The organism is Streptomyces sp. NPDC052396, from assembly GCF_044593195.1.
Lineage (GTDB): Bacteria > Actinomycetota > Actinomycetes > Streptomycetales > Streptomycetaceae > Streptomyces.
This window is the reverse complement of the sequence record NZ_JBIUAW010000008.1, coordinates 224,358-236,559: the sequence shown is the minus strand read 5'-3', so window position 1 is coordinate 236,559 and position 12,202 is coordinate 224,358. Positions and strand designations below refer to the sequence as shown.

The following is a 12,202-nucleotide window of genomic DNA, read 5'->3' as shown; positions in this document are numbered from 1 at the left end:
ACCTCACGTGGCTGACCGCACGCCCCCGCTCACCGTCGACGAGCTGCGCCGGCTGGTGGATTCCGGGGAGATCGACACCGTCGTCCTGGCCTTCACCGATATGCAGGGACGGCTGCAGGGCAAGCGGTTCGCCGCCCGGTTCTTCCTGGACGAGGTCCTGGAGCACGGCACCGAGGGATGCAACTACCTGCTCGCCGTGGACACCGAGATGAACACCGTGGACGGCTATGCCATGTCCTCCTGGGAGCGCGGCTATGGCGACTTCGCCATGCACGGCGACCTGGCCACCCTGCGCCGGACCCCCTGGAACCCCGGCACCGCCCTGCTCACCGCTGACCTGTCCTGGCACGACGGTTCGCCGGTGCTCGCCTCGCCCCGGCAGATCCTGCGCCGCCAGCTGGACCGGCTGGCCGAGCGCGGCTGGAGTGCGTATGTGGGCACCGAGCTGGAGTTCATTGTCTTCCGCGACAGCTATGAACAGGCATGGAACGCCGGCTACCGCGACCTCACCCCCGCCAACCAGTACAACTGCGACTACTCGGTCCTGGGCACCGGCCGGATAGAGCCGCTGCTGCGCCGGATACGCAGGGAGATGGCCGGTGCCGGGATGACCGTGGAGTCCGCCAAGGGCGAGTGCAACCTGGGCCAGCATGAGATCGCCTTCCGCTATGCCGAGGCGCTCACTACCTGCGACCAGCACGCCCTCTACAAGACCGGCGCCAAGGAGATCGCCGCCCAGGAGGACATGGCGCTCACCTTTATGGCCAAGTTCAATGAGCGCGAGGGCAACTCCTGCCATATCCATCTCTCGCTGCGCGACGAGGCCGGACGGCCGGTGCTCGCCGATGAGGACGGCCCCTACGGGATGTCCCGGACCATGCGCCACTTCCTGGCCGGGCAGCTGGCCGCACTGCGCGAGTTCACCCTGCTCTACGCACCCAACATCAACTCCTATAAACGCTTCCGGCCCGGCTCCTTCGCACCGACCGCGGTGGCCTGGGGACCGGACAACCGCACCTGCGCCCTGCGGGTGGTCGGCCATGGCCCCTCCCACCGCTTCGAGAACCGCCTGCCGGGCGGCGACGTCAACCCCTACCTCGCCGTCGCCGGCATGGTCGCCGCCGGACTGCACGGGGTGGAACGGGAGTTGGAGCTACCCGAGGTGTGCACCGGCAATGCCTACCGGGGCGACGCCCGGCATGTACCCGCCACCCTGCGCGAGGCGGCCGAGCTGTGGGAGCACAGCGAACTGGCCCGGGCCGCCTTCGGCGACGAGGTGGTGGAGCACTACCTCAATATGGCGCGGGTCGAACAGCAGGCGTACGACACCGCGGTGACCGACTGGGAGCGGTTCCGCTCCTTCGAGCGCATGTAAGGACTCCTACCGCAGTGCAGCAGCTCACCATCCTCAACCCCGCCACCGAAGAAGTCATCGCCACCGTCACCGCCGCCACCCGCGAGGACGTGGACGCCGCCGTCCGGCGGGCCGCCACCGCCCAGCACACCTGGGCCGCACTGGCCCCCGGCGAACGCGCCCGGCTGCTACGCCGGTTTGCCGTCACCGTGGACGAACACCTGGAAGAACTCGCCCGCCTGGAGGTCCGCGAGGCGGGCCACCCCATCGGCAACGCCCGCTGGGAGGCCGGCAACGTCCGCGACCTGCTGGACTATGCGGCCGGGGGAGTGGAACGGCTCGGCGGACGCCAGATCCCGGTGGCCGGCGGTCTGGACGTCACCTTCCAGGAACCCCTGGGCGTGATCGCCGTGATCGTGCCCTGGAACTTCCCCATGCCCATCGCCGCCTGGGGCTTCGCCCCCGCCCTCGCCGCGGGTAACGCCGTGCTGGTCAAACCCGCCGAGACCACCCCGCTCACCGCCCTGCGGCTGGCCGAACTCGCCCTGGCCGCGGGGCTTCCCGAGGGATTGCTCCAGGCCCTGCCCGGCACCGGGCCGGTCGCGGGCGACGCCCTGGTCGAACACCCCGGCGTCGCCAAGGTCGTCTTCACCGGCTCGACCACGGTGGGCCGGCAGATCATGGCCAAGTGCGCCCGGCAGGTCAAGCGGGTCACCCTGGAACTCGGCGGCAAGAGCCCCAACGTCGTCTTCGCCGACGCCGACCTGGAACGGGCCGCCGCCACCGCCCCCGCCTCCTTCCTGGACAACACCGGGCAGGACTGCTGCGCCCGCAGCCGGATCCTGGTCCAGCGCGGCATCTATGACCGTTTTATGGAACTTCTGGAACCGGCCGTACACGCGGTCACCGTCGGCGACCCGGCCGATCCGGCCACCGGCATGGGCCCGTTGATCTCCGCCGCGCAGCGCGAGCGGGTACGGTCCTATGTCCCGGAGACCGCCCCCGCCGCCATCCGCGGCGAGGCCCCCGACGGCAAGGGCTTCTGGTACCCCGCCACCGTGCTGGAGGGCACCGGCGCGGACCGCACCGCCCTGGAGGAGATCTTCGGGCCGGTGGCCGTGGTCATCCCCTTCGAGGACGAGGCGGAGGCGGTACGGCTGGCCAACGCCACCGACTACGGGCTGTCCGGCTCGCTGTGGACCCGCGACATCTCCCGGGCGCTGCGCGTCTGCCGGGCCGTGGCGGCGGGCAATCTGTCCGTCAACTCCCACAGCAGCGTGCGCTACTGGACGCCCTTCGGCGGCTTCAAACAGTCCGGGCTGGGCCGGGAGCTGGGGCCCGATGCGCTGGCCGCCTTCACCGAGACCAAGAACGTCTTCATCAGCAGCGAGGAGTGCTAAGTGAGCGAAGTGACCGACCGGACGCCCGTCTGCCGCCGGCTTGTCGGCCGTACCGCCGTGGTCACCGGGGCCGGTGGCGGCATCGGCCTGGCCACCGTCCGCCGGCTGGCCTCCGAAGGTGCCCATCTCGTCTGCGCCGACATCGACGAGAAGGCGGGCAAGGCCGCCGCCGAGGAGGCCGGCGGTCTCTTCGTACGCACCGATGTCACCGACTCCGACCAGGTGGAGGCCCTGTTCAAGGCCGCTTATGACACCTATGGCTCGGTGGACGTCGCCTTCAACAACGCCGGGATCTCCCCGCCCGAGGACGACTCCATCCTCACCACCGGGCTGGACGCCTGGAAGCGGGTCCAGGAGGTCAACCTCACCTCCGTCTATCTGTGCTGCAAGGCCGCCCTTCCCTATATGCGCCGCCAGGGCAGGGGCTCCATCATCAACACCGCTTCCTTTGTCGCCGTGCTGGGCTCGGCCACCTCACAGATCAGCTACACCGCCTCCAAGGGCGGAGTGCTGGCCATGTCCCGGGAACTGGGCGTGCAGTTCGCCCGGGAGGGCATCCGGGTCAATGCCCTGTGCCCCGGGCCGGTCAACACCCCTTTGCTGAAAGAGCTGTTCGCCAAGGACCCGGAGCGGGCCGCCCGGCGGCTGGTGCATGTACCGGTGGGCCGGTTCGCCGAGGCGGAGGAGATCGCGGCCGCGGTGGCCTTCCTGGCCAGCGATGACTCATCCTTTGTCAACGCCGCCGAGTTCCTGGTGGATGGCGGTATTTCCGGGGCCTATGTCACACCTCTGTAGGGTGCGTGATCCCTGGGGAGCGGGGCGTCACACCCGCTGGAACTGGATGCCATAGGTACGGGAGACACGATTGCCGTCGCTCCAGATGGTGTAGCCGGAAACGTAGTTGCGGTTCCAGCCGTGCCAGGCGAGGTACGGCAGATCCATCCCCAGGGCGGGAAGCTGCCGCAGCGGCATCCAGTAGCCTTCGGTGTCGTTTGGATCGTAGACCGGTGGGTGGTTGAAGGGGTTCACTATGTCTCCAGGGCGGGCGGCCTGGAGGATCTCCTCCCAGATCTCGTAGTAGTAGCCCTCGTTCCGGTCCAGGTCCCACATCTCGAAGCGGATGGTGGGCTTACTGCTGAAGGGATCCCTGGGATTGGCCAGCTCGGAGCTTCGCCAGACGCTGAGCCTGGCGTTGCGGCCGTCGTGGTGCCCGATGTAGTCGGCCCGGCCGCCGTTGTTGAGAAAGCTGGTGTAGTCGCTGAAACCAGGCCCCGGGGCGTAGGCCGGAGCCACGTTGGACCGTGTCCAGCAGTTGGGGTAAATGCCGCCGTTCCAGCGGCTGATGCCGGAGATGTAGTCCGTGTTCCAGGTGTGGAGCTTGAGCGTGGCCCACTCCTTGGTGGCGCTGCCATTGGACAGCACGATGTTCCGCAGGTCGAAGGTGTCCTGGGAGACGTTCTCCTGGTGGCCGGTGTAGGTCTCGTGCCGGTCCAGGTCGTTGAAGGTGAACAGCAGCGTGGAGAAGTTGCTCGGCGGCTGCGGCAGCACCCTGATGGTGAAGGTGGCGTTGCGGCCGTCCTGGGCGCCGCGCCAGGTGCCCTGGAACTGGCGCACACTCTGGAAGCCGCCGGCCGCGGCGGCCGGCGTCGCCGCCGTCAGTGCACCGGCGCCCAGCCCGCCGGCGGCAAGGGCGGCGCCCGCCGCGGATCTCAGCGCGGCACGGCGCGACAACCGGCGATCGAATTCCTTCATGAGGTCCCCCCGGGTTTTGTCGGGCGACAGCATCCTGCCGGGGCCACCCCGGGCCCCGGCAGGTATGAACCAGCCATCGGCAGGGAGGTAGGTTGTTGATCAATCGATCAGCAGGAGAAACCTCGCAATGCCAGCCACCCGCCACCGCCTCCTCTATGTCACGGACCTCGCCTATCCCGCCAAGGGCCGCCGCTACTGTGACGAGGACATCTTCCTCAGCTCCCGGCTCCGCGCCGAGTTCGACATCGCGCTGTGCCACCCGCTGGACGCGGCCGCGCTGATGGCGGGCTTCGACGCCGTGGTGGTGCGCAACAGCGGGCCGGTGCTCAACTATCAGGCCGCGTATGATGAGTTCCGCGCGCGAGCGGAGCAGCTGGCGGTGCCGGTCTACAACGAGCTGACCGGGCGGGCCGATATGCGGGGCAAGCGGTACCTGCTGGAGCTGACCGCCGCCGGGTACCCGGTGATACCGACCATCGACCGGGCCGAGGACATCGGCCGGCTGCCCGAGGCGGCCGAGTATGTGGTCAAGCCCAAGCTGGGGGCGGACTCCATCGGCATGGAGTTCCTGCCCGGGGAGCGGCTGGCGGCGGTGGTGTACGGGGAGGTGCTGGTCCAGCCGCGGATCGACTTCCGGTATGAAGTGTCCTTCTACTTTGTGGACGACGACTTCCAGTACGCCCTGTACGCCCCGGATCCGGCGCGCCGGTGGGAGCTGGTGCGCTATGAACCCACCGACGAGGACCTGGACTTCGCGCGCCGCTTCATCGCCTGGAACGGAATCCGGCACGGCATCCAGCGGGTGGACGCCTGTCGCAGCGCCGAAGGGGCGCTGCTGCTGGTGGAGTTGGAGGACCTCAACCCGTATCTGTCGCTGGACGCGCTGGACGAGCGGACCCGGGAGGAGTTCGCCCAGGCGATGGCCGGCTCGCTGCGGGGGCTGCTCGGCTAGGGGCGTGCCCGTAGGGGGCGCACTCGAACTCGTCAGCGCCGCTATGTCAAAGAAACGTTTGGCCCTCGCCGCGATACGTCGGCACCGTCCCCGCCAGCCGCTCACCCTCCACCAGGTGCAAGGCCGCGAAGCGCTCGCAGAGTTCGCCCGCCTTGGCGTGCCGGAACCACACCCGGTCGCCGATCAGCAGGTCGTCGGCGACCGTGCCCAGCAGCGGCGTCTGCACCTCGCCCGCGCCCTCCTGCCGGGCCAGGCGCAGGCCGGCGGGGAAGCAGGGGACAGGGAGACGGTCGGCGCCGGGTGTCCCGGAGGCGGGATAGCCGCCGCCCAGCACGGTCACCATGCCCAGGCCCGGGCGGCGGACCACCGGCAGGGCGAACAGCGCGGCCGGGCGGCCCTGGTAGGAGCGGTAGTTGTCGAACAGCCGCGGCTGGTAGAGGCCCGAACCCGCGGCGACCTCGGTCACCGCGGCCTCGGCGGCGGTGTGCTGCACACTGCCGGTGCCACCGCCGTTGACGAATTCCAGCTCCGCCACCTCCCGTACCGCCCGCACCGCCGCCGCCCGGCGGGCGGCCAGCTCCCGCCGGGCCGCCGACTGCACCAGCCGCACCGCCGTGGAGCGCAGCGGCCGGCGGGGCAGGGCGTCGGCCACCCCCGCGATATGGGCCTCATAGGCCATCAGGCCCACCACCCGGAACCCCGGGCGGCGGTTGACCGCACGGGCCAGTTGCGCCAGCCGGGCGGGGTCATGGACCGGGGAGCGCAGGGCACCGATCCGTACCCGGCCGCCCAGCAGACGTAATGAGGTGTCCAACTCCAGGCATACCCGGACCACTTCACGCCCGGTACGGGCGGAATCGATCAGCGCCAGCTGGGCCGGATCGTCAATGGTGACGGTGACCGCCCGGGCCAGCTTGGGATCGGCGGTCAGCTCGGCGAAACCGGCCCGGTCGGCCGAGGGGTAGGCCAGCAGGACATCCTCGAAGCCGGAACGGGCCAGCCACAGCGACTCGGCCAGGGTGTGGCTCATCAGACCCGCGAAGCCGTCCTGCCGCAGCACCCTTTCCAACAGGGCCCGGCAGCGCACCGACTTGGTCGCCACCCGCACCGGCTTGCCATGCGCCCGGCGCACCAGATCGGCGGCATTGGCGTCAAAGGCATGGAGGTCGACCACCGCCAGCGGCGCGTCCAGCCCGGCGGTGGCCCGGTCGTAGCGGATGCGGTCCCTCGCGGGGCCGGTGGCATGAGCTATCGCGGGCGACATGGGCGCAGCTTGCCAGAGCGCACTACCCGGGGGTAGGGGTGTGACGGCGGGCGGATGGCCGGTCCGCCGTCCGGGCCGTAGAGTGGCGCGCACGCCGTGGATCACTCGCGCCGTGGCGGGATGTCCAGATACGAACCGGCCTGCCCCGAAAGGCGATCGGGCGGTGTCGAAGGAGCGCACAAGGGGGAGCGCAGGGTGAGCACCGAGGCGGAGCGCATGCCGGTGACCGTACCGCCGCCTCCACCGTATGCCCCCACGACCCCGGTGCCCCCGGCACACGCTCCCGCGCTCGCTGCTGCCCCGCGCCGGGGCACGCGCCGGCGGGTGGCCTCGGCGGTGTGCGCGGTGCTCGGCCTGGGTCTGATCGCCGGTGCGGCGGCCGGGAGTTGGCTGACCGCCGGCCCGCCCGAGCGCACCGCCGCCCAGGTGGCCTATGCACGCGGCGCCACCCGCTGGCAGCAGGTGCCGGTGGACGACCTCTTCCCGCGCACCGTGCACGGCGCGGGCGCCGGCCCCGGCGGGGCCGACCGCGACTGGGAGCGCGTCGGAGTGGCCCCGGAGAGCGGCTGCGCCGCCGGCTTCGACCCGCCGCTGGCCGGGGAACTGGCCCCGGCCGGCTGCCGGCGGCTGCTGCGGGCCACCTACACCGATGCCACCGCCACCAGCGTCACCACGGTGGGGCTGCTGGTCACCGAGGCCGCCGAGGACGGGATGCGGGTCCTGCGCAAACGGTTCGCCACCCAACGGCTGGACGAACGGCCCGACTTGATGCCCCGCCCCTACGCCCCGCCGGGGACCGTGGCCGAACACTTCGGCGACGCCCAGCGCGCCAGCTGGCGGATCGAGGTGCTGCCCGATCTGCCCGCCGTGGTCTACGCGGTGACCGGCTTCGCCGACGGCCGCACCGGCACCCGGCCGCAGGCCGCCGCCCAGGCGGTCGCCCCCGGCGCCACCACCGCCCCGGCCCAGGCCGGACTGGGACACGACGCCATGGCGCTCACCGAGGTCCTCGCCCGCGGCTACCGCCGGGCGGCACACACACCGGAGGGCGGACGATGAGACGCCCGCACGCCCCCCGGCTGATCGCCGTGACCGCCGTACTGGCGGCCCTGGGCGCCGTCCCGGCCCGGGCCGACACCATAAGGGCCCAGGAATGGGCCCTGGACGCCCTGCACACCGAGGACGCCTGGCGCACCAGCAAGGGCGCCGGAGTGACCGTCGCCGTCCTGGACACCGGAGTCGACGCGGGCCATCCCGACCTGCGCGGGCGGGTCCTGCCCGGCACCGACCTGGTCGGCTTCGGCGCCGGACGCGGCCAGCGGACCTGGGCCCGGCACGGCACCGCGATGGCCGGGATCATCGCCGGACGGGGACATGGGCCGGGCGACACCAATGGCGTCATCGGGGTGGCGCCGGAGGCCAGGATCCTGCCGGTGCGGGTGATCCTGGAGGACGGCGACCCCGCCCGGGAGAAGGAGCGCGGCGCGCGCGGGGGCGCACTGGCACAGGGCATCCGCTGGGCCGCCGACCATGGCGCGGATGTGATCAACCTGTCGCTGGGCGACGACAGCGAGAGCGCCCACCCCGACCCGGGCGAGGACGCCGCCGTCCGCTATGCCCTGGCCAAGGGCGTGGTGGTGGTGGCCTCCGCCGGCAACGGCGGCGAACGAGGCGACCGCGCCTCGTACCCGGCCGCCTATCCCGGAGTGATCGCGGTGACCGCGGTGGACCGCTTCGGCGGCCGGGCCCCCTTCTCCACCCGCCGCTGGTACGCCACGCTCAGCGCGCCCGGCGTGGACGTGGTGATCGCCGACCCGGACCGGCGCTACTACGAGGGCTGGGGCACCAGCGCGGCCGCCGCCTTTGTGTCCGGGACCGCCGCCCTGGTCCGCGCCGTCAACCCGGGCCTGAGCCCGTCCCAGGTGCGGCGGCTGCTGACCGAGACCGCCCGGGACACCCCGCTGGGCGGCCACAGCGACGCGCTGGGCGCGGGCGTGGTGGACCCGGCGGCGGCCGTGGCCCGCGCCGCGCACAGCGTGCCGCGGACCCTGGCCCAGGTCGCGGCCCCGCGCTACTTCGGCGGCGGGCCACGGCCGGACCCTCCCGCGGCCGGGCCCTGGCGCCCGGCACCGGCCGCCCTGGCCACCGGAGCCACCGGACTGCTCCTGCTGCTGGCCGCGGGGGTGCTGCGGCGCTCCGGGCGGCGATCCGCCCCCGGGTCCCGGCCGGGGTGAACGCCCTGGATACCCTCGGGGCGTGGCGCTCAAGAACATCCCGGACCCCGGCTTCTCCGACGACAACGGCTCCGCCGACCCCGCGCTGGCCCAGGCCCTGGCGGCCTGGTCCGCCGACCGGAGCGACCGGTCGGCGGAAGAGCGCGTGCTGGCCGCCCTGACCGGCGCGCGACTGCTGGTCCCGGTGGTCGCCGTGCTCGGCGAGGTGGAGGAGGGGCCGGACGGCCTCAAGCGGGAGAAGACCAGCGATATGGCGGTCCCCACGCTCCAGGCACCCGACGGGCGCCGGGCGCTGCCCGCCTTCACCTCCCTGGAGACCCTGGCCCGCTGGCGGGCCGACGCCCGCCCGGTGGCGGTGCCGCTGCACCAGGCCCTGCAGGCGGCGGCCCATGAGAAGGCCGACACCATCGTGCTGGACCTGGCCGGCCCGGTCACCTACCCGCTGACCGGTGCGGCGCTGCTGGCCCTGGCCGAGGGCCGGACCAGCGCCGACCCGCTGGCCGACCCGGCGGTGGCCGAGGCCCTGCGCGAGGTGCTGGCCGCCGAGCCGGCGGTGCGCCTGGCGCAGCTGGTCCCCGCCCGGGACGCGGACGGCACGCTGGCGCTGGCCCTGGCGGAGCCGGGCGAGGCGGCGTCGGTGCTCCAGCGCCTGGCCCAGGCGCTGGCCACCAATGAAGTGCTGCGCGGCCGGCTGGTGCGCGGGCTGGACCTGGCGCTGCTGCCGGAGGGCGCCCGGGTGCCGGGGGAGCCGCTGCTCCGGCGGTAGGGCTGGGCGCCCGGGTACCCCTGAAAGGGCCCCGCACCGCCGCCGACAGGCGCCCCGCTCCGGACCGTCCGACAATGCGAGGACAGTCCACGAGTTCCCGGGAGGACGCCATGGACCCGAAGCTGGACACCTGGAAGCTGGACCCCGTGGAGACACGGACCGTGGCGGCCGAGTTCATCGGCACCCTGCTGCTGGTCTTCTTCGCGGTGGGCTCCGCGGTCCTGGCGGCCGACTACATCGGCGCGCTCGGCATCGCCCTGGCCTTCGGGTTCACTCTTGTGGCCCTGATCTACGCGCTCGGCCCCGTCTCGGGCAGCCACCTCAACCCGGCGGTCACCCTGGGATTCCTGGTGGAGGGCCGGATCATGCTCCGGACCGCCATCGAGTACTGGATCGCCCAGCTGCTGGGCGCCATCGTGGGCGCGGCACTGCTGCTCCTGCTGGCCAAGCAGGTACCGGGGCTGAAGACCAGCGGTGCCTTCGGCACCAATGGCTACGCCTACCGCTCCGCGGTGCACATCAGCACCGGCGGCGCCTTCCTGGCCGAGATCGTGCTGACCTTCCTGCTGGTCTTCGTCTGGCTGGCGGTGACCCACAAGGTGGCGGTGGTGGGCTTCGGGGCACTGCCCATCGGCATGGCGCTGGCCGCGATCCAGCTGATCGGCATCCCGCTGACCGGCGCCTCGGTCAACCCGGCCCGCAGCATCGGCCCGGCGCTCTTCGCGGGCGGCGGCGCGCTGTCCCAGCTGTGGCTGTTCATCGTGGCGCCGCTGATCGGCGGCATCCTGGCCGGCTTCGCGCACCAGATCACCCAGCCCCGGGGCGCGCCGGTGCTGGTCGCGGACGAGCGGGCGGTGCCCGGTCACCGGCCCGGGGATGTGGCCCAGCCCGGCGAGTCCGACCGGCCGGAGGGCCCCGGCGGCCGGACCCGGCGCGGCTGACAGCCGGCCGGTCGCCCTCAGCCGAAGAACGGACTCGGCTGAAGAACGGACTCAGCCGAAGACCGGGCCGGTGAACTTCTCGCCGGGGCCCTGGCCGGGCTCGTCCGGCACCACGGAGGCCTCCCGGAAGGCGAGCTGGAGCGACTTCAGACCGTCGCGCAGCGGGCCGGCGTGGAAGTTGCTGATCTCGGTGGCCCCGGCGGTGACCAGGCCGGCCAGCGCGGTGATCAGCTTCCGGGCCTCGTCCAGGTCCTTGTGGTCCGCGCCGTCCTCGGCCAGGCCGAGGTTGACGGCGGCCGCGCTCATCAGGTGCACGGCGACCGTGGTGATCACCTCGACGGCGGGCACATCCGCGATATCGCGGGTCAGGTCGTCGAAGGCCGGGCTGCCGGCCGGCTCGGGGGCGTCGCTCATCGTTGCTGCTCTTCCGCTGGCGTGATTGCGCTGGTGATCGCGCTTGGTGACCGCGCTGGTGTTGGCGCCGGTCCGGTGCTCAGCCTAGGGCCCGCCGCCGCTCGGGCGGCCACCACCCCCGGGCGCTGGTATGCTGGACTGCGACCGGTCGGTCACCAGTGTGTCCGACCCACAAGTGGAGGCTCCGAACTCCCACCTCGCCCGGCCTGAAGGCTGGCAGGTCTCCGGTCAGACGGTGCCCATCGTTCCGTACGGACGATGGAGCCGTTGAAAGCGCCCCGCGGGTTCACCGTGGCGGTGTTCCGGTTTATGGAGCCCCGCCTGTGTTCCCGTCCGGGGCATTTTTCGTGTGCCGGCGCGGTAGGTCTCACTGAAAGACGTTACGCGGCAGTCATCCAGGCTGTCGTGTGGTGCTACCGAGGAGGATCCATCAGCGCCGAGCCCCGCATCAACGACCGGATTCGCGTTCCCGAGGTGCGACTTGTCGGTCCCAGCGGCGAGCAGGTCGGCATCGTGCCGCTTGCCAAGGCCCTGGAGCTTGCGCAGGAGTACGACCTCGACCTGGTCGAGGTGGCGGCAAACGCACGCCCGCCGGTCTGCAAGCTCATGGACTACGGGAAGTTCAAGTACGAGTCGGCCATGAAGGCCCGTGAGGCGCGCAAGAACCAGGCGCACACGGTCATCAAGGAGATGAAGCTCCGGCCGAAGATCGACCCGCACGACTATGACACCAAGAAGGGTCACGTCGTCCGGTTCCTCAAGCAGGGCGACAAGGTCAAGATCACGATCATGTTCCGTGGTCGCGAGCAGTCCCGCCCCGAGCTGGGCTACCGACTGCTGCAGCGGCTCGCGGAGGACGTCCAGGAGCTGGGCTTCGTCGAGTCCAACCCCAAGCAGGACGGCCGGAACATGATCATGGTTCTCGGTCCGCACAAGAAGAAGACCGAGGCGATGGCCGAAGCCCGCGAGGCGCAGGCCGCTCGCAAGGCGGAGCGTCAGGGTGGCTCCGTCGTGGACGCGGACGCCGCCGGCGAGGAATCCGCAGAGGCGTGATCCCGGGGCCGTGCCCCGGGTCACTCCGGGGCTGCAGTGCGGCCTCGGACAGCAATCGAACACAGCTGACGC

12 protein-coding genes are annotated in these 12,202 nt (G+C 71.9%); 9 read left to right on the top strand and 3 right to left on the bottom strand.

Translation table 11 applies throughout. The features are described 5' to 3' along the window. Nucleotides 1-7: 7 nt before the first annotated feature. From ACIHFE_RS22595 to ACIHFE_RS22585, 3 genes are read left to right on the top strand one after another with little or no spacing between them, the layout of a single operon-like run. A complete protein-coding gene (locus ACIHFE_RS22595; RefSeq protein WP_400108990.1) occupies nt 8-1,375 on the top strand; it encodes a glutamine synthetase family protein in 1,368 nt (455 codons plus the stop codon). A gap of 14 nt (nt 1,376-1,389) precedes the next feature. Beyond that, nucleotides 1,390-2,754: an aldehyde dehydrogenase family protein gene (locus ACIHFE_RS22590; protein ID WP_400108988.1), complete on the top strand. Its 1,365-nt coding sequence runs from the start codon at nt 1,390-1,392 to the stop codon at nt 2,752-2,754. Between the two features lie 9 nt (nt 2,755-2,763). Next, nucleotides 2,764-3,549: a 3-oxoacyl-ACP reductase gene (locus tag ACIHFE_RS22585; RefSeq protein ID WP_400109293.1), complete on the top strand. Its 786-nt coding sequence runs from the start codon at nt 2,764-2,766 to the stop codon at nt 3,547-3,549. Nucleotides 3,550-3,576: 27 nt separating this feature from the next. Here the strand turns inward: ACIHFE_RS22585 and ACIHFE_RS22580 are convergent, their stop codons facing one another. Continuing rightward, nucleotides 3,577-4,506: a hypothetical protein gene (locus ACIHFE_RS22580; protein ID WP_400108987.1), complete on the bottom strand. Its 930-nt coding sequence runs from the start codon at nt 4,504-4,506 to the stop codon at nt 3,577-3,579. A gap of 127 nt (nt 4,507-4,633) precedes the next feature. Between ACIHFE_RS22580 and ACIHFE_RS22575 the strand changes: the two genes are divergently transcribed. Beyond that, nucleotides 4,634-5,458 carry a hypothetical protein gene (locus ACIHFE_RS22575; protein ID WP_400108986.1) on the top strand — a complete coding sequence of 275 codons (825 nt, stop codon included), beginning with the start codon at nt 4,634-4,636 and terminating at the stop codon, nt 5,456-5,458. A gap of 46 nt (nt 5,459-5,504) precedes the next feature. On the opposite strand, the gene ACIHFE_RS22570 is transcribed toward ACIHFE_RS22575, so the two are convergent. Beyond that, nucleotides 5,505-6,722 (bottom strand): alanine racemase, encoded by a 1,218-nt coding sequence (locus tag ACIHFE_RS22570; RefSeq protein ID WP_400108985.1) that lies wholly within the window; start codon nt 6,720-6,722, stop codon nt 5,505-5,507. Between the two features lie 195 nt (nt 6,723-6,917). On the opposite strand from ACIHFE_RS22570, the gene ACIHFE_RS22565 reads away from it, so the two are divergent. The 4 genes from ACIHFE_RS22565 to ACIHFE_RS22550 all read left to right on the top strand — a co-directional run bounded on the left by ACIHFE_RS22565 (nt 6,918) and on the right by ACIHFE_RS22550 (nt 10,663). Next, nucleotides 6,918-7,781 carry a hypothetical protein gene (locus ACIHFE_RS22565; protein ID WP_400108984.1) on the top strand — a complete coding sequence of 288 codons (864 nt, stop codon included), beginning with the start codon at nt 6,918-6,920 and terminating at the stop codon, nt 7,779-7,781. Next, on the top strand, nt 7,778-8,956 hold the full coding sequence (mycP, locus tag ACIHFE_RS22560) for a type VII secretion-associated serine protease mycosin (protein ID WP_400108983.1): 1,179 nt from the start codon (nt 7,778-7,780) through the stop codon (nt 8,954-8,956). Before ACIHFE_RS22565 ends, mycP begins: the two co-directional genes overlap by 4 nt. A 22-nt stretch (nt 8,957-8,978) precedes the next feature. Then, the gene (locus tag ACIHFE_RS22555) at nt 8,979-9,722 is read left to right on the top strand and encodes an SseB family protein (protein ID WP_400108982.1); all 744 of its coding nucleotides are present in this window, start codon (nt 8,979-8,981) and stop codon (nt 9,720-9,722) included. Nucleotides 9,723-9,868: 146 nt separating this feature from the next. Beyond that, nucleotides 9,869-10,663 carry an MIP family channel protein gene (locus ACIHFE_RS22550; protein WP_400109291.1) on the top strand — a complete coding sequence of 265 codons (795 nt, stop codon included), beginning with the start codon at nt 9,869-9,871 and terminating at the stop codon, nt 10,661-10,663. Nucleotides 10,664-10,714: 51 nt separating this feature from the next. Here the strand turns inward: ACIHFE_RS22550 and ACIHFE_RS22545 are convergent, their stop codons facing one another. Then, a complete protein-coding gene (locus tag ACIHFE_RS22545) occupies nt 10,715-11,077 on the bottom strand; it encodes a DUF1844 domain-containing protein (protein WP_400108981.1) in 363 nt (120 codons plus the stop codon). 405 nt (nt 11,078-11,482) lie between these two features. On the opposite strand from ACIHFE_RS22545, the gene infC reads away from it, so the two are divergent. Next, nucleotides 11,483-12,130, top strand: a complete 648-nt coding sequence (gene infC / locus ACIHFE_RS22540; protein ID WP_400108980.1) for a translation initiation factor IF-3 — start codon at nt 11,483-11,485, stop codon at nt 12,128-12,130. Nucleotides 12,131-12,202: the final 72 nt, after the last annotated feature.

Bases quoted from the DNA above. Each gene is read 5' to 3' on its own strand.
- ACIHFE_RS22575 (WP_400108986.1), top strand. From the start codon at position 4,634: ATGCCAGCCACCCGCCACCGCCTCCTCTATGTCACGGACCTCGCCTAT.
- ACIHFE_RS22580 (WP_400108987.1), bottom strand. From the start codon at position 4,506: ATGAAGGAATTCGATCGCCGGTTGTCGCGCCGTGCCGCGCTGAGATCC.
- ACIHFE_RS22545 (WP_400108981.1), bottom strand. From the start codon at position 11,077: ATGAGCGACGCCCCCGAGCCGGCCGGCAGCCCGGCCTTCGACGACCTG.
- ACIHFE_RS22570 (WP_400108985.1), bottom strand. From the start codon at position 6,722: ATGTCGCCCGCGATAGCTCATGCCACCGGCCCCGCGAGGGACCGCATC.
- mycP (WP_400108983.1), top strand. From the start codon at position 7,778: ATGAGACGCCCGCACGCCCCCCGGCTGATCGCCGTGACCGCCGTACTG.